This is a genomic window from Millisia brevis NBRC 105863, assembly GCF_001552615.1.
Taxonomy (GTDB): Bacteria; Actinomycetota; Actinomycetes; order Mycobacteriales; family Mycobacteriaceae; genus Millisia; species Millisia brevis.
On record NZ_BCRN01000003.1, the window covers coordinates 159,497 to 177,419 of the forward strand.

At 67.3% G+C, this 17,923-nt stretch carries 9 protein-coding genes; 2 read left to right on the forward strand and 7 right to left on the reverse strand.

The genetic code is table 11. From position 1 onward, the window contains the following. Window positions 1-83 precede the first annotated feature (83 nt). Together MB1_RS05540 and MB1_RS05545 are read right to left on the reverse strand one after the other, a co-directional pair. The gene (locus MB1_RS05540; protein ID WP_066904622.1) at window positions 84-1,106 is read right to left on the reverse strand and encodes an ABC transporter substrate-binding protein; all 1,023 of its coding nucleotides are present in this window, start codon (window positions 1,104-1,106) and stop codon (window positions 84-86) included. A 64-nt stretch (window positions 1,107-1,170) separates the two neighbouring features. Next, window positions 1,171-8,913, reverse strand: coding sequence for a non-ribosomal peptide synthetase (locus MB1_RS05545; protein ID WP_084351054.1), 7,743 nt, complete (start codon window positions 8,911-8,913; stop codon window positions 1,171-1,173). Window positions 8,914-9,007: 94 nt separating this feature from the next. Here MB1_RS05545 and MB1_RS05550 point away from each other — a divergent pair, with 94 nt between their 5' ends. Beyond that, window positions 9,008-9,655, forward strand: coding sequence for an isochorismatase family protein (locus MB1_RS05550; RefSeq protein WP_066904625.1), 648 nt, complete (start codon window positions 9,008-9,010; stop codon window positions 9,653-9,655). A gap of 145 nt (window positions 9,656-9,800) precedes the next feature. Here the strand turns inward: MB1_RS05550 and MB1_RS05555 are convergent, their stop codons facing one another. After that, window positions 9,801-11,129: a lysine N(6)-hydroxylase/L-ornithine N(5)-oxygenase family protein gene (locus tag MB1_RS05555; protein WP_084350965.1), complete on the reverse strand. Its 1,329-nt coding sequence runs from the start codon at window positions 11,127-11,129 to the stop codon at window positions 9,801-9,803. 270 nt (window positions 11,130-11,399) lie between these two features. Between MB1_RS05555 and MB1_RS05560 the strand changes: the two genes are divergently transcribed. Continuing rightward, window positions 11,400-12,254, forward strand: coding sequence for an AMP-binding protein (locus MB1_RS05560; RefSeq protein ID WP_066904629.1), 855 nt, complete (start codon window positions 11,400-11,402; stop codon window positions 12,252-12,254). On the opposite strand, the gene MB1_RS05565 is transcribed toward MB1_RS05560, so the two are convergent. The 4 genes from MB1_RS05565 to MB1_RS05580 form a co-directional block, all read right to left on the reverse strand. After that, the gene (locus tag MB1_RS05565) at window positions 12,230-14,149 is read right to left on the reverse strand and encodes a DNA-directed RNA polymerase subunit alpha C-terminal domain-containing protein (RefSeq protein WP_157083920.1); all 1,920 of its coding nucleotides are present in this window, start codon (window positions 14,147-14,149) and stop codon (window positions 12,230-12,232) included. The genes MB1_RS05560 and MB1_RS05565 overlap by 25 nt on opposite strands. A gap of 146 nt (window positions 14,150-14,295) precedes the next feature. After that, window positions 14,296-15,315, reverse strand: a complete 1,020-nt coding sequence (locus tag MB1_RS05570) for an acyl-CoA dehydrogenase family protein (protein WP_066904633.1) — start codon at window positions 15,313-15,315, stop codon at window positions 14,296-14,298. A gap of 86 nt (window positions 15,316-15,401) precedes the next feature. Further along, entirely contained in the window at window positions 15,402-16,217 is an 816-nt protein-coding gene (locus tag MB1_RS05575; RefSeq protein WP_066905004.1) for an IclR family transcriptional regulator, read from the reverse strand. Window positions 16,218-16,318: 101 nt separating this feature from the next. Continuing rightward, window positions 16,319-17,908 (reverse strand): GMC family oxidoreductase, encoded by a 1,590-nt coding sequence (locus tag MB1_RS05580; protein ID WP_066904634.1) that lies wholly within the window; start codon window positions 17,906-17,908, stop codon window positions 16,319-16,321. Window positions 17,909-17,923: the final 15 nt, after the last annotated feature.

Consider the following 17,923-nt stretch of genomic DNA (forward strand, 5'->3'; position numbering starts at 1 on the left):
CTTCGTGTCCCTTCTTTCGCGTACGAGCCCGGCCACGAACGATCAGTGGGCCTCACCCGAGCGGGGTGAGGCCCACCGGACGACTACTGGTTCGCGGGCAGCGCAGCCAGGCCCTGGTCGATCGAATCCAGTGCCAGCAATGCCGTTTCGAAGGTTGCGGCGTTTCCGTGCTTGACCTCGACGATGCGACCGGCGGCCACAGCCGGCAATGCCTGCCATGCGGGCGAATCGATCAATGCAGTCAACTCGTCCGATGTCCGACCATCGGCGTCGACCCCGTAGACGATCACATCGATCGAGCCGAGCGATTCGGACAGGTTCTCCACCGAGAGGATCTCGCCGTGCTCGTCCTCCGGATCCGCCGGCGTGCCGGGGAAGTCGAGGCCGAGGTCATCGAAGAGATTCGTGGTGTAGGACGAGCGGTACTCGCGGAAGAAGGTACCGGGATCGGTCCCACACAGGTCACAGACACCGCCGAAGGTCAGCGAGCCGAGCGTGTCTGCGTACTGGGTCCTGATCTCCTCGGCGCGCGCGGTGTACTCGTCTTGAAAGGCACCGTATTCGTCGGCCACATTGGCTATCTCGGCGTACTGCACGCCGAGGGTCCGCCACTGCGACGGCGCGGTCGGCCCCAGGAATACGACGGGGGCGATCGCTTCGAGCTGGTCGAGGTTGACCATCTCTCGCGCCCGGGCGGGCACCCCCATGATGATCAGGTCGGGGTCGACCTCGATCACGGCCTCGTAGTCGAGGGTGGAGACGTCACCGTCGGTGGCGAGCTTCGGCAGGCTCTCGTACGTCGCGAGGTCCTCATCGTTCATATTGTCGAGTTCACGGGACCACTCGCAGATGCCGGACAGATTGGCACCCGACTGGATCAGCGGCAGCACCGCGTAGCCGCAGGCGACGATCCGTTGCGGGTCGGCGGGAATCTCGACGATCTCGTCACCGGTGTCGAACGTGCGGGTAGCGCTCGCCTCCGCGGAGGTGCTCGTGTCGGTGGTGTCCGAGGTGGAACTGCAGGCTGCAGAAAACACCGTGATTCCGGTGAGCGCGAGGGCGCTCAGCACGGTCGCCCGCTTACGCGTGCGCAGAACTGTTGTCATCAGGTTTCTCCTGGTGGTGGGTGTGGTGTCCGGTGGCTTTCGGGCACAGGCTTCGATGTGCGGCTCAGAGATCCAGCTCGAACTCCTCGATCTCGTCTTGGTCGAGGTCATCTGCGGTCAACTCGGACGGTGTCAGACCCGCCGAGGGGGCCCCGCCACTGTGGGCGTGCTCGACAAGCAGCCCGAGGTAGCGGACCCAAGACCGGGCCAGCTCGGACACGACCGGTTCCGGCACCAGCGCCGCGACGTATCCGAAGGTCGCACGAAGCACCGGCCTGCCGTCGTGTTCCTCGGTCACGGCGCCGATCTCGAGGGCATGACTCACCGGCATGTCCTCATCGACGGCACCACCGAGAACGTCGGATTCCGGAGCGGCGGACCATGCCGCTCCGGCGTTCTCGCCGAGAGTCAGGCGACCGAGGTAGTTGAACCCGATGTCGACCGGTGGGCCCGCAGCCAGTACCGCCGACGCTCGCGGGTCGAGATGACGCAGGATGCCGTAGCCGATCCCGTTGTCGACCAGTGCGAGCCGAGATTCCTTGACAATCTTGACCGCGCGGGTCAGAGCCGTCGATCCCGGCGCCGCGTCCACCGGATCGATATGTCGGAAATCGATCGAGACGGGATACAGCGAGGTAAACCAGCCAATGGTTGCCGAGAGGTCGGAGCCCGGTACCGCGGCCTCCTCGCGCCCGTGTCCCTCCAGATCGAATCGGACGGTTCCGCCGCGTCGATGATGCGCGATGACGGCGAGCGCCAAGGCCGTGACCAGAACATCGGATACGTTCGTCCCCAGGCGTTCCGGTACAGCGGTGAGTATCGCCTCCGTTACCACCGAGTCGGCGACCACCGAAACGGTTCGCGCGTTCGCAATAGTGTCCCGGCGCCCGGGTATGGCGGCGGCCGTGTGCAGGATGTCATCCGCGGCGCCGGTGGCCATCCACCTCGGTAACTCGGCCGCTCGGGCAGCGGCACCGTTCATCAGGCCCTCCGCCCAGGTGCGGAAGGACGTTCCCACGGGGGGAGATTCGGGCCTTGTGTCCCGGCCGAACGCCTCCCATACGTCCGCGAGATCGGAGACCAGGATGCGCCACGAGACACCGTCGATGACGAGGTGATGTACGACGATCAGCACCCGACCGGCCGTGCGGTCCTCGGGGGCGAAGAAGACCACGCGGACCATGCGCCCGGACACCGGGTCGAGGTCGTCGTACGCACATGTCGTGCCGGCTCGGATCACTTCCTCGCCGGGGATGGTCGGCGTTCGGACGTATCGCACGACATCCCGGGCCGACACGGATCCCACCGATGACACGACCAGCGAACCGTGATCGTCGGCGAGGCGAGCCCGCAGCATCGGGTGCTTGTCCAGAATCACCTGCCACAACCGCTCGAACGTCGACGCGTCGGCGGCGGCCGGAGTGATCAGCAGTCGCGACTGGGCGAATCGGGCGAAGGAGCCACCGCGTGCGACCATGTCGCGCATGATCGGGGTGAACGGGACGTCACCGGTCCCCCAGTCCGGCTCGCCCCGGACGGGACGCTCGGTCACCGTGGCATTCGCCGCGAGCGCCGCAGCGGTACGCCGCTCGAAGATGTCCCGAGCAGTGATCGAGATCCCCTCGGCCCGGGCCGCGGAGACCACCTGTATCGAGACGATGCTGTCGCCGCCGAGCACGAAGAAGTCGTCGTCCGGGCCGGCCGCGATACCGCCGAGCACACGGGAAATCACCGAACACAGCACCGCCTCGGTGCGCGTTGCAGGCGAACGATGGCTCGGCTCGGGCGAATCGGTCGGGTCCGGCAGCTCCGCACGGTCGATCTTTCCGTTCGATGTGACCGGAAGCGCGTCCAATACGACCAACGTCGAGGGAACCATGTAGTCCGGTAGCAGCCTTCGCAGCCAGGCCTCCACGTCTCGGATGTCGATCCCCGCCGACGGGTTCCGCGGGACGAGATAGCCGACCAGCCGATTCCGACCGCGACTGTCCTCCCGCGCGACGACGGCGACTGCGCCGACGCCCGGATGCGCACCGAGCGTCGCCTCGATCTCGCCGGTCTCGATACGGAATCCGCGGATCTTGACCTGGTTGTCGCTGCGCCCCAGATACTCCAGAGTGCCATCCCGATTCCAGCGCACCATGTCGCCCGTCCGGTAGAGCCGACCACCATCGGACCGCGGGTCGGCGACAAACCGTGTCGCGGTCAGATCGGAGCGGCCGAGGTAGCCACGCGCGAGGCCGGGGCCGCAAACGTAGAGCTCACCCGGTACCGCAACGGGGACGGGGCGCAAGCGGTCGTCGAGCACGTCGAGGCGGGTGCCGGCGACCGGGGTGCCGAGGTGTGGACGAGGGCCGGCGATCGCTGCTATCGCAGTATCGACAGTGCACTCACTGGGGCCGTACATGTTTCGTGCGCGAATACTGGGGCGGTCGGCGAGCGCTGCCCAGAGATCCGCGCCGACCGCCTCTCCGCCCACCGCAATGACGCCCGGCGCATGCCTGCCGTCGAGGAGCCCGTCGGCCAGCATCGCCGACATCAGCAGGGGGACGCTATCGACGACATCGATACGTTCTCTACGGACGTACTCGACGATGGCGAGGCTGTCGGCCATCAGGTCCTCGCCGAGAATGTGCAATGTGTGGCCTCCCACCATCGCGATCAGCTGTTCAACCGAGGAGTCGAAGGCAAACGAATAGCCCCCGAGAACTGCTTGGGCACGGTCGTCTTCGGGGGCCGCGAGCACTGCGTCGCGCTGGGATTCCAGAAGGGCGAGCAGCCCCCGATGCGGGACAACCACACCCTTCGGTCGGCCGGTCGAACCCGACGTGTAGACGACGTACGCGGCAGCGTCGAGTCGGCTGCGCCGGGGTTCGATATGCCCGGTGCGCGGGTTGTCGATCAGCAGGGTCGGGATCGGCAGGTCGATACGGTTCGGGAGGGTACCGGAGGTCACGAGGACGGCCGCCGAGCTGTCGGCGAGCAAGAAGGCGACGCGCTCGGCGGGGTGGTCGGGTTCGATGATCAGGTAGGCGCCGCCGGCGATCCAGGCGGCCACGATCCCGACTACCAGGTCCGTCGTGCGCGACAGCCGCAGCGCCACGACCACATCGGGTCCGACGCCGGAGTCCGAGAGATCCGCCGCGAGAGACGACGCGCGCGCGAACAAGCGCTCGTACGAAAGCCTGCCGTCTGGAGCGACCACCGCGATCGCCCCCGGCGTACGGTGCACGCGTTCGACGAGGATGTCGGTCAGCGACGTGCATTCGCGGCTCGCGAGGGCCGATCCGACCGACGCCCGCGCGATCAGCGCACATTCGTCGGCGGTACGTACCTCGAAGGATCCGACGGACCTGCCAGGCTGCGTCGCGAAGTGTCCCAGCACCATACGTAGACGTTCGGCGAGCCGCTCGGCCGTGGAGCGGTCGTAGAGATCCTCGGCGTATTCGACGCGCACGGTCCACCCGGCGGCACCGCGGTCGACGACGTCGAAGGTCAGGTCGAACTGCGTCGCTCCCGTGTCGACGACCGAGATTTCCGGCGCGAGGCCGCCGAACGGCGCCACCGCAGGCAGCGCTCGGTACTGCAGCAGGATCTGAAAGAGGGGGTGGCGCGCGGCGTGGCGATCCGGATGCAGAGCCAGGGCGACGCGATCGAACGGCGCGTCCTGGTTGGCGTAGGCGTCGAGGTCTAGATCGCGTACCCGAACGAGTAATTCCTCGACGGTGGGATCACCGGACAGGTCGGTACGCAGGGTCACCATGTTGACGAAGAAGCCGACCAGCTCCTCGAACTCCTCGGCCGGCCGGCCCGCGGTCGGGGTTCCGATCACGACATCGTCACCGGCGCCGCTGGACCCGAGCGTCCAGGCGACGGCGGCGTGGACGAACATGAACATGGACACACCGTTGGCGGCCGCCACTGCCCGCGCCGCCGCAGCCACGTCCGCCGGCATCCGCACCTCGACGACCGCACCACGCCCCGAGGGCATCTCGCGCCGCGGTCGATCGGTCGGGATCGTCGACTCGGCCCGGATTCCGCCGAGCCGATCCCGCCAAAACGCGATCTGCCGACCGATAATGCTCCGCGGATCGTCCTCGGAACCCAGCATCTCGCGCTGCCAGAGCGTGTAGTCGACGTACTGCACCAGCGCCGACGGACCGAAGGGGACCGCCGTCACTCCCGCGAGGCGCTGCTCGTACGCTACAGACCAGTCGCGCAACAAGATCGGTGTCGACACTTCGTCGCTCGCGATGTGATGAACCACCAGCAGGACGGTCACGCGCTCATCCGGACCGATCAGGACGTGTACGCGGATCGGTCGTTCACCGGACAGATCGAACGGGTACCCCGCGAGGTCGCGCAGTCGGTGATCGACCTCGCGGTCGGGCACCATCTCGACGAACATCGGAATAGAGCCGACACCGACGATCTGCTGCGAAGCGACGCCGTTGTTCTCCGGGAACACCGTGCGCAGCGATTCGTGCCGTTCCATCACGTCGCCCAATGCCGCGCGCAGCGCTGCTACATCGACGTGTCCGCGCAGACCGAGGACAACCGGAACGTTGAACGTCGATGCGGGGCCATGCAATCGGAACTGAAACCACAGACGCTGTTGCGCATACGACAGCGGCAGCATCTCCGGCCGCACCATGGTGATGACCGGAGGCAGGCACCGGTTCGATCGTGGGGCTACCAGCGCCGCCAATGCGACCACCGTGGGATTGTCGAACAGCTCTCGCAGGGTGCCGTCCCAGCCGAACTCGGCCCGCAATCGGGTCAACAGTCGGGAGGCGAGCAACGAATGCCCACCGAGAACGAAGAAGTCGTCGTCGATGCCGACGTTCGGAACGTTCAATATCGACGAAAACTGTCGGCAGAGCTCTGCTTCCATCGCCGAACGGGGGGCCCGGAATCGCGTGGTCGAGATGAAGGACGGCACCGGCAGGGCCCGGCGGTCGATCTTTCCGTTGGCGGTGAGAGGAATCCGTTCGAGCACGGCGATTCCGGATGGGACCATGTATTCCGGAAGCCTGTGCGACAGTTGGGCTCGGATGGTGTCTATGTCGATATCGTCACCTGCAGCGGATACGATGTACCCGGCCAGCCGGTGGCCGCCGGCGGCCGGGACGACTGCACAGATCGCTGATTCGACGCCCGGTATTGCCAGCAGGGCCGCCTCGACCTCTCCCAGTTCGATGCGGAATCCACGAATCTTGACCTGATCGTCGGCACGGCCGCAGTGCACGAGGGTGCCCCGCGGCGACCACCGCGCCAGATCGCCGGTCCGGTACATCCGGCCGCCGGCGGCGAATGGATCGGCAACGAAGCGCGTTGCCGTGCGCGCGGGGTCGGACAGGTACCCCTGTGCGACCCCGGGTCCCGAGACGTACAGCTCGGACGTGACACCGACCGGCAGCGGCTGAAGGGTGGAGCCGAGCACGTACATCGCCGAACCGTCCACGGGTGTACCGATCTCGGGTTCGGCGGCCAGGTCGACGTCCGCCATCGACGCATCCACGGTGCATTCGGTCGGCCCGTAGAAGTTGAACGCGACCGAGCCGGCGGCCTTATTGCGGGTGCGCAGTCGACGCCACAGGGTCGGCGTCACCGCGTCCCCACCGAACCCGATGGCGGGAAGCGATCGATCGGAGAGTGCGCCCGTGTCGAGGATCTGTTCGAGTTGTGCCGGCGACAACTCGACGAAGTCCAAGCCGTCCTCGTCGAGACGACGCGCGAGCGCATCGGTATCGCGATAGACGTCCTCGCCGACCAGATGCAGGCAATGCCCGCCCAGCAACCACAACTGCGGTTGCCACGACGCGTCGAAGGCAAACGACCATGCGTGCCCTATGCGCAGGCGATCACGACCGGTGATCTGACGTACCCGATCGTGCACGCGACGACGATGGCTGTCGTACAGCGCGATCAGGCCGCGATGGGAGATCTCGACCCCTTTGGGTCGACCGGTGGAGCCCGAGGTGAAGATCAGGTATGCAACGGCCCGGTTGTCCGTAAGGGTGCGCAACACCGACCGGGGATGCTTCACCGCATCGCCGACCCGGAGCCGCCGCGCACCGTCAGCGTCCGCAGGGCCATCATGCCCCGAATCGGTAATCACCAGCGTCGGTGCGCAATCCTCGAGGATCGCCGCAATGCGTGCGGATGGCTGGCCCGGGTCGATCGACACGTACGCCGCACCGGCGGCCATCACCCCGAAGAACGCCGCCAGGGTCGTCGCCGCGCGGGGCAGCAGAATCGCAACCCGGTCGCCGGGCCGCACTCCGGCGGCGTCGATCGCTCCGGCGATCCGCAGGGTCAAATCGGCGAACTCGCCGAACGTGAGGACTCCGCTCGCGGAAACCACCGCCGGAGCCTCCGGCGAGACCGACGCGCGATGCAGCAGCACGGACACGACCGTTCTCGAGGACACGTTCGCGCGCGACGGCCGCAGGCCGCCGATCAGCGAGGCTCGCTCGTCCGGCAGCATCGCCTCGATGCCGGCGAGAGGCGTGTGCGGTGCCGAAGCGCAGCGAGCGACGAATCGTTCGAGCCGAGCCGCATGCCGGGCGAGCTCCTCCGCGGAGTAGCTGTCCGCGTCGCCGTCGACCCACATCTCCAGTTCGCCCGTGTCGTCGAGTGGCCGAACGGTAACCATGAAGTCCTGTAGCGGTCCACGCACCACCGAGTGGACAAGCGCCTTCACCGTTCCGAAACGCAGGCGGTCGCCGAACGGTTTGACGTTGATCGACGGTCCCATCACCCCACGAGAGCCGCCGGGGAGACGGAGATCCCGGGCGACGTCCTCGCCCCGGTACCGGCTGTGCCCCTTGGTGTCCGCGGCACTCGTCCGCACGAGGGCGGCGAACTCGGCCAGCGGGGTGGCCGGCCGCGGAGACAGGCGCAGCGGAAGGACGTTGACCGCAGTGATCGGGACGTCGACCGCGGCGGTTCCGAGCCGGTTCATCACCGGGTAGGCGACGGTGAGATCGGTCGCTCCCGTGATCGCGTACAGATACGCGGCCACGGCGGCGGTAAGCATATCCGTCCACATCACCGATACGGTCGACGCCGCAGCCTTGAGCGCAGCGAAGCAATCACACGGCAGCACGACGCGATGCGCGTGCACGCGGTGCGCGATTCCCCCACGGGGCGCCGCCAGGGATACCGCCTCTGGTGCGTCCGCCAGGTATCCGGTCCAGAATGCCGCGTCCTCGGCGAAAGCCGTCGAGGACCGGTAGTCCATTTCGTCCGTCACTACCGTGCGAAGGGAACCGAACGGCGCGACATCGGCGGCGCGTCCCGCCGAAGCAGCGGTGTAGCGCTCGGCCAGACGTTTGGTCACCATGCCGAACGCGAATGCGTCCAGCGCGACATGGTGCGCACCGACGTAAACAATCGTCCGATCCGGCCCGAGAAGGAGGACAGCCGTGCGTATCGGCGCCTCGCGATCGAGAGCAAATACGCGCTGGGTGTCGGCTGCCATCCACGACTGTGCCGCCTGCCAGGGATCGGACCGATCCCCCATATCGACGATCATCGGGGCGCCGGGGTGGTGGCCCAACGTCTGCTCCCCACCACCGTCAACCGACTCGACGAATCGTGCACCGGCTATGGCGATGTCACATAGCGTGTTCCGGATCGACTCCACGAGAACACCGCGATCGACGGAACCGATCAGTTCGATGCACTCCGCCGTGTTGAACCGAGGATTGCTGGGAGCCAATCGCTGGGCGAACCAGACGCCCGATTGAGCCGCCGTCAAGGGAAGCCGCGTCGATCCGTGCGCGCGCGTATCCACCGACATCACCGTCCTTGCGATTGACTTAGCCTATACTAGCAATCGAAGACCGTGGGAAGGGCACGCCTCTGGTAACCGTTCTTAGCCTAAGCTACCGCATATGGCTATTCCAGACATCGCACCCTACGAATTGCCGTCGCCGGCCACGGTCTGCCCCAATCGAGTGTCGTGGGACGCCGATCCGGCCCGCGCCGCCCTGTTGATCCACGACATGCAGAACTACTTCATCGACGCGTATACGCTTGCGGCCGAGCCGATGCGGACCGTCCTATCCAATATTGTCGCCATAAGGGATCTGTGCAACCAACGTGGAGTCCCGGTCATATTCACCATGCAACCCGGCGATCAGCATCCGTCTCGGCGCGGCATCCTGGCGGATTTCTGGGGGCCCGGTTTGACGAACGGTCGCGACACCGAAGTGGTCGAGGCCCTACACCCCGGCAGTTCGGATATTCAGGTCACGAAGTGGCGGTACTCGGCTTTCCAGCGCACCGATCTGCGCCAGCTTCTCAGCCACCACGGCCGCGACCAGTTGATCATCACAGGGGTGTACGCCCACATGGGATGCCTGCTCAGCGCCGCCGAGGCATTCATGAGCGATGTGCAACCGTTCTTTGTCGCCGATGCCACCGCGGACTTCACCCGCGACGAGCATGCGATGGCGCTCGACTACGCCGCCAAGCGGTGTTCGTCGGTGGTGACCACCGCCTCGCTCACCGCCTCGCTCACCCGCGCCCGAGTTGCCTGACCCCGAACGGACCAGCGCATCGGTGACCGGATCCGGCAGTCCACCCGGATCCGGTCACACGCGTTACTCGGCGGTCACCAGGCCATCCGACGCCTCGTCGTTGAAACCTGCCGGCCGAGGAGGGCGGCCGCACAACGCGTCCGATCTACCCCGAACTCGGAGTGGAACGTACTGCTGCACTGAGAATCTCGGACGCTCGAACCGATAGGTTCGACAGGAGTGAGGAACTCAGCCCGTGGCTGTGTTCCACGCCACCGTTCAGGAAGAACCGCCCTTCCAGTCCGGGAAGACGAAGGCTGTAGTCGCGGGCGACGATCGGATTATCGTCCTCGTACGCGCCGGTCAAGTCGAAGTCCATACCGAGCAAGTCCCGCGGATCCGCGGCTCGGAATCCAGTGGAGAAGACGACGGCGTCGACAGTAAGGGATGTCGTGCCTCCATCGCCGAGACTCCGCAACACGACCGCAACACCGTCGGATTCCTCGCGCACGTCGGCGACCTCGGTCATGCGGTGTACGAACAGACGGCGGCTGCCGCTGAGCGACTCCTCGTATTCCCGCCGGTACAGCTCTTCGATCAAGTCCGCGTCGACGGCTGAATAGTTCGTCGACGAGTGAAACAGAAGAAGCCTTTTCTTGATGTCGGTGGGCGCCGCGTAATATTCGTCCACCGCCTGTGGATCGAATATGCGGTTGGCATAGGGCGTGTTGTCGGAGGGAATGTACCCGTACCGACGAATCGAGCCGTGCACTTCGGCATTCGGATATGTTTCGTGCAGATAGGCCGCGACCTCCGCAGCACTCTGACCGGCGCCGACAACCAGGAATCGATTGCGCGAATCGGCTGGGAGCTGATCCAGATTTCCCAGCAATCGATGGTTGTGGAAGACCCGACGGCCGGCGACGACCCCCTCGGGGAGCACCGGTCGGATCCCCGTCCCGAGCACCACCGAATCGGCGACGATCCGCGTCATGGCACCGTGAGGGTCCGACATGTCGGCGACGAACTTCCCATCCTCACAACCGATACGGGTGGCGGTCACTCCATAGTCCACCGGGAGACCGATTCGAGCGGCCGCCCAACTGAGGTAGTCGTGAAACTCGCGCCGCATGGGAAAGAAGGTCTTGAGGTTGACAAAATCGATCAACCGCCCCCGCTCGTGCAGATAGTTCAAGAAGGTGAACGAGCTGGTGGGCGCCCGCAGTGAGACCAGATCCTTCAGGAAGCTGACCTGCATGGTCGCTCCGGGAAGGAGCATTCCGTCGTGCCAGCCGAATCTCGACTGCTGCTCGACGAAGCGCGCACGCACCCGCTCGGCGGGAGCGAGCGCCGCATTCCATTCCTCGATGGCTATCGCGAGGCTCAGGTTGGCGGGACCGAAGCCGATACCCAATATGTTGACCGCCTGGTCGCACACCGATTCCGATGTGCGGGCGCCGCTGCGACTCGCCTCGGTTGCATCCGCTGTGAGCATCGTTGGTATCCCCTTCTCCGCGACCGCTTCGACGCATCCGAGAACTCCAGTAGGCCGCGTTCTAGCCTATACCACTGTTGCCGTATTGAGGTGAGGCGATTCGAGGCCGACGCACCCCCACCCGATGGGCATCATCCGGGCGCTGCCGACACCGGAGGGACGACTAACGGCAGCCGCAACATCGATACGCCCGATTTGTTTGCTAGCCCATTAGGTTAGCCTATGTTATGTTGCAGTCCGGTTACGGCGACGCGCGATTGAGGAGGCTCCATGACGCCCGGTTCGGCAACCGTGCTGTCCCCGGATTCCGATATCGACGCAGGCCGGGGCGACCGAACGCCGGTTCGGCCGGCGGGTCTGGGCGACAGCCACATCCAATTGGAATCCAACGATGTGGCGGATGCGGTCGACCATCTGCTCGCCGGCCTCGAGGCCGCCGGGGTGCCGAGGGGCAGCAGGGTCGGCGTCTACCTGCGCGGGGGCGTGGAATACGTCGTTGCGCTGTACGCGCTGCACGAGTTGGCGGCCACCCTGGTCCCGATCGACGTACTCGACTGGCCCGCGATCTCCGCGATTCCGGCTGCGGGACTGGACATTCTGCTGACGCACTGCTGCGAGAGCGAGACGATCGACGATGTACTCGAGGTGATGTCGGATTCAATGACCGGCATCGAGGCCATCGACGCCGGCTACGAGCTGATCTCGATTCGTACGGATCGCAGCGCCCCGGTCCTGCACGGCGGCCGTACGCCGCTGACCGTTCAGGCCCTCACGCTGTTGATGGATCAGACGGCGGCGGCCCTCCAATTGGGCCCGCACGACCGGATAGCGATGTGGGACGGGTTCTGTACGCCGATCGGTATCGCGACCGCACTCGCCGCTCGACGCTGCGGGGCAGAGGTGCGGCTGGGAGATCACTGCGACTCGGCGACGGTTCTGATGATCGAGCCGGACCGGCTACTCGGTCACGCCGTCACCGGGTCGATCGCGGAATCGATCGCAGCATCGACCCGGGTGGTCGTACCGGGCGGTCGGTTGCCGGCGGCGGCCGCCGCGGTCTGGGGGCTCGTGGAGGTTGCCGGTATGACAACCGGTGCGATCTACCGCTGCTCGCGAGCGGCCTGACCGGCGCGCTGTTCGTCGCCGAACAACTCCGCCAGATCGTCGTCGCCGCGGTGGCGCAGGGCGGCCAGAATCGCATCGTCCGAGGATTCGACCAGGCCCAAAGCCGAGGAGAGCACCTTCGACAGGGACGGCGGCTCGCCTGCGGGGTTGCGACCGATCAGTTGGAGGAGCCGAGCCCGCCGGCGCGGCGCCGGTTCACGGAGCGAGACGACGTCGAAGCGGCCGTCGGCGATGCTCAGGCCGACCGGGTCGCCGATCGCCAGATCGAGATCGGCAACAAACCGGCGGATGGTGCCACACCGGGCCTGCACCGAAACCCACAGGAAGGACTGCGGCCCCAGCCGGGACGGCATGATCACCGGATGGTCGGGACCGACGCCGACGATGGCCGCCAACGCCGCCGGAATGTTGAATGCGGAGCCTCGCAGGTGGGCATCGGTGATGGTGGTCCGCCAGAAGGCCCCATCCTCGGTCAGGTACAGCGCCCGGGTCTTCGCCACCGATTTGCGCCGCCCGGATGACCGCGGCCGACGCCGGACCACGCCGTCGACGATCTCGAACTCGCCCGAGCCGGCGTACATGCGCACGCTGGAAGCCGCTACGTCGTAACGCGAGGTGATCCTCTCGACGACATCGGTCAGGGCCAGGCGGCCGGCGTTCTCGTCGAGCAACGCGGCGATCTGTCGATGGACGGGCCGATAGGGCGCCAGGCCCCACTGCCGAAGACCCCAGGCGGTGCGGTCGGTCTTGACGAAACGACCATCGGTGACCAGGGCGTTGCGGACGCTCGATTGCGATCGGGCCGCACCGATGCGATCGACGATCGCATCGATCGTCATCGACCGCCCGGCGAGGGTGATGGCGGCCGCGATGATGGCGGCTGTATTCCGGCCGACGACCACCCGATCGTCGATGACGATGTAGCCGCTCTCGGTCAACCACCGCGCGGCGTCCGCCTCGTCGAGCGCGAGCATCCGGGCGACGTCCGCCCTCGGCACGGTGGGATCCGCGCCGGCCTGCTCGCGCAGGCTATCGTCGATGCGGCCGCGCACCACCTCGGGCACGTCCGCATAGAGCCAGCCGTCGGCCGCCGTCAGCGGGCCGGCGACCAGCAGCACCCGCCATAGTGGCACCGAGACCGGTGCGACCACGGTCTCGAGTTCGGGATGGCGTCGAGCCGGCCCCTCGACCGGGGCGATCGGTTGGGCGGCGTCGACGAGGGCATTCCGCAGCCGCACCAGCGACGGCGCCGCTGCCACGGCCGCCGCGACAGCGTCGCGGGCGAGGCTCTCCAGAACGGTGACCGCCTGCGGCGCTATGCCGAGGTCGCGGGCGAGATCGGCGGCGGGTGTGGGTACCTCGGCGAGGATCCTGCCGCGCAGGACGGCGATCGTCGGCGCACCGAGGGCGGCGATCGATGCGGTCAGGTCCCGCACCGATTGATCGACGCCGCCTGCCGGGGCGGCGCGGGCGGAGCGGGCGATCAGGGCGGCGATCATGTCCTGAACCGAGGCCGGTCCGATGCCCGGAAGGTCGCGCAGTTCGTCGAGCGTCAGCAGATCGAGCCCGCCGACCGTATCGATCCCGGCCCGCACGACCGCGGTTCCGGCGCGCGAGGCGATGACGTCCGTGATGGGCGTCGCGTCGGGTACATGCGGAAAGTCGGCGCGCAGCGGTCGGTCGGATCGATCGGAGACATAGCGTGCAGCCAGGAGACCACAGAACGCCTCGAGGTTGCCGTCGTCCAGAGTCCGGTTCGGGGACAGCACGATCCACGCGTTGGGCACGATCTCGTCGGCGGCGAGAATCGCCGGCCCCCGCCGATAATCGGACAACCACGGCAGCAGGTCGCCCCAGGGAAGTTGCGTCAGGGGCACTGTCGTGCCGCAGTTCACCGTCGTTCCTCCCTGCCGGCCGTGCCACTGAAGGTCCAGCTTAGAGGGTGGGGCGCATACCGCGACCCGAGTTGCCCCGCGACCCGAGTGGCCCGGCGACGCCGGCCGGCCCGATCGGCCCGACGCGTGCACCGGAGCCCATCGCCTCACGCCGAGTAGCGCTGTACCAGTGCTTCCTTCACCGGAACGCGGCTGGCGGCCACCAGGGTGAACATCGCCCATCGCACCAGCAGTTGAGCCGGGTCGTCGCGCAGCAGGGCGGCACCGCCGCGTGCGGCGACCAGGCAATTGGCGGCCCGCACCGCGAGATCGGCGCCGTCGACGCGGGCGGCGATCAGCGCCTCCGGGTCGCCCAGTCCCGCGTCCAGCCGACCGCGGACGGCGTCGGCGCGATCGGCCAGGCGCTGCGCTTCCTCCACCCGCCCGGCGTCGGCCAGCAGTCGGGTGCAGCGCCCGACCACACCGATCGGGAAGGTGCCGTTGAGCCGGACGCCGAAGGCTTGCCCGGCCAGGAAGCTCGACCGCGGCACCCGCATCAGGATCCGGTCGTCGGCGAGGAAGAGGTCCTCGAGCCGCAGCGAAACGGTCCGGGTCGCGTCGGCGGCGACCAGGTCGTGGGCGTGGACCTCGACGATCCCCGGCCCGGGCTGCGGGGTGATCAGGCCGGTGACGATGTCGCCGGTCTCGACGTCGCCGGCCGAGACCGACAGCACCCCGATGCTGCCCCACCCACTGACGAAGGGCGCCCGGCCGCCGAGCAGCCAACCGCCGTCCACCCGGCGCGCGGTCATCCGCGGCGGATCGGGGATCACCCCGGCGAACGCCACTCCCCCGCGCACCCGCCCGGACGCCAGATCCGGCAACATCTGCTCGCGCAGGGCGGCGTTGCCGGACATCACCAGTTGGCCGACCGCGCCGTTGTGCTGGGCCCAGGTGAACGCGGTCGCCAGGCAGCCACCGGCCAACTCCTCGATGACCGCGACGATCTGCGGCAATCCCCAACCGGGGCCGCCGAGTTCCACCGGGACGGCCAGTCCGAACAGGCCCGCGTCCACGAGCGCCGCCCAATGCGACTCGGGGATCACCCCGGTCCGGTCGACCTCGAGCGCGGCGGGGAAGAGCACCTCATCGGCGAGCGATCGCGCTACCCGCACCGGATCCGTCATGGTCCCCGACGCTACCTGCTCCCGGCCGTCGACCGGGGTCCTCGCCGGTCGGCGAAACGGCCCGACGGCGGGAATCCGTCACGGGATCAGTTGCGGCCGTAGTTGATCGCGGCCTGCGGTGCATAGCCGAAACGCTCGGCCAGGCGGTCCGCGGCGGCGGCGACCACCGCACCGACCCGGGCGGCGTCGTTCGGGTCGAGCCGATAGCGCGGTCCGGAGACGCACAGCGCCGCGACCACCGCACCGGTGTAGTCGCGCACCGGCGCACCGATCGCCACCAACCCGACCTCGTACTCCTCGTCGGCCAACGACCAGCCGAGCCGGTTGACCTCGGCCAGGTCGGCCCGCAGCTCGGCGATCGAGGTGATCGTCCGGTCGGTATACCGCTGCAGCCGCGACCCGAGGACCGCGGTCAGCTGTTTGGGCGCCAGGTCGGCCAACAACGCCTTGCCGGAGGACGTCGCATGGGCGGGCGAGGACTGCCCGACCCAACTGCGCAGCGCGACGCTCGACGGGCTCTGCGCCTCCACGACATTGACCGCCGAGCCGGTGTCGGAATCCAGCACCGCCAGGTTGGCGGTCTCGCCCACCTCGAGGGCGAGCATGTCGCAGATGTCCTGCCCCTGACGGCCCAGGTCGAAGGGGGTCTCGGCGGCGCCGGCCAGCCGGACCACCGTGAAACCGATCCGATACTTGCCGCGATCGGAGACCTGTTCGACGAAGCCGCGGGCCTCCATCGAGGCGATCAGGCGCGAGACCGTCGACTTGTGAACGCCCAGTTCGAGCGCCAATTCGCTGACGCCCGCGCTACCGGAGCGGCCGATCGATTCCAGGATCTGCAGGGCCCGGTCCACGGACTTCACCGCGGACCCGGCCTTTTCGGTCTGCTCATCACCGGACATATCGCCGACGACTGTATCGGACGGACCCTGCATGGCGGGGATGCTGCTCATATGGAAGCCTGGGGTGGTTGTGTGCTGAATACCGATTGTGTAGGGAATGTCTACGCGTCGTTCCGAATCAGATCGGCGCACTTCTCGGCCATGGTCATCACCGTGATATTCGGGTTGATCACCGGCAATTTCGGCATCGCCGAGGCGTCGACCACCCGAAGTCCGGTGACGCCCTTGACGCGCAACTGGGGATCGAGCACCGCCATCGGATCGTCGGCGGCGCCCATCCTCGCGGTCGCCGCCGGGTGGTAGACGGTGTTGTGGGTCTTGTGGATGTAGTCGATCAGATCCTCATCGGTCACCACATCGGGGCCGGGCGCCAATTCGCGACCCACCCACTGCCGCAACGGTTCCTCCTCCGCGATCCGCCGGGCGAGCTTGATGCCGGCGAGCATGACCCGCTCGTCGTGCCCGTCCGGATCGGTGAAGTAGCGGGGGTCGACCTTCGGGCGATCCCGGAAGTCCCGCGAGGCCAGACGCACCGTGCCCCGGGACAAACCCTGAGTCACATTGGGCGTCAGACAGAATCCGTTCTCGGTGGTCGGGTAGCCCCAGCGCAGCGTATTCATGTCGAACGGCACGCTGCCGTAGTGCATCATCAGGTCCGAATGGTCGAGGCCCTCCTCGGTGGTGGCGAACAGGCCGATCTCCCACCATTGGGTCGAGGTGGTGACCATCGGCCGGGAGGCCTCCCAGAAGACCAATCCCTCGACGTGATCATCGAGATTCGAACCGACCCCGGGGGAATCGACACGGACGGGGATGCCCATCTCGGTGAGGTGATCGGCGGGGCCGATTCCGGAGAGCATCAGCAGCTTCGGGGTATCGATCGCACCGGCGGTGACGATGACCTCACGGGCGGCCTCCACGACGTCGTAACCGGTCAGGTCCGGGCGCTGGAAACGCACCCCGGTGGCCCGGTTGGTGTCGTCGAAGAGGATTTCGCTGATCCAGCTGTCGGTCAGCACGATCAGGTTCTGCCGCGAGTCGAGGATCGGATGCAGGTAGGCATGCGAGCTCGACATCCGCTCGCCGATCTCGTTGGCATTGATCTGCAACCAGCCGGCGGCGTTGAGGGTCCAGTCGCCGCGATTGAACGCGACGGTCTCGAGGCCGACCTTCGCGGCGGCGTCGAGAACCGCCTGGCCGCACGGATCGTTCGGCGGGACGTCGCGCAGGATCACCGGCCCGGAGGTGCCGTGCGGGAATCCCTGGTACGTCGCGTCCGGCTCCGATTCCCCGTCCGATTCCACGGCTCGATTGGTCTCCACCCGCGCGACATAGGGCAATACGTCCTCGGGGCCCCACCCGGTCGCCCCGGCGGCCTCCCAGTCCCGCAGGCCCTGAGCCAACGGCCAGAACGCGATACAGGAGTTGTGGGACGAACAGCCGCCGAGCACCTTGGCGCGGGCGTGTCGCAGAAAGCTGTTGCCCTTCTCCTGCGGCTGCACCGGGTAGTCCCAGTCGTAGCCGGAGTCGAGCAGGTGCATCCATTCGGAGAGCACCAGGATGTTCGGATCGTCGACATCGGACGGCCCCGCCTCGATCAGGCAGACGGTGACGTTGGGGTCCTCACTCAGACGGGCGGCCAGCACACAGCCGGCGGTACCGCCACCGGCGATGACGTAATCGACCTTCATGGCACTCCTCGAGCT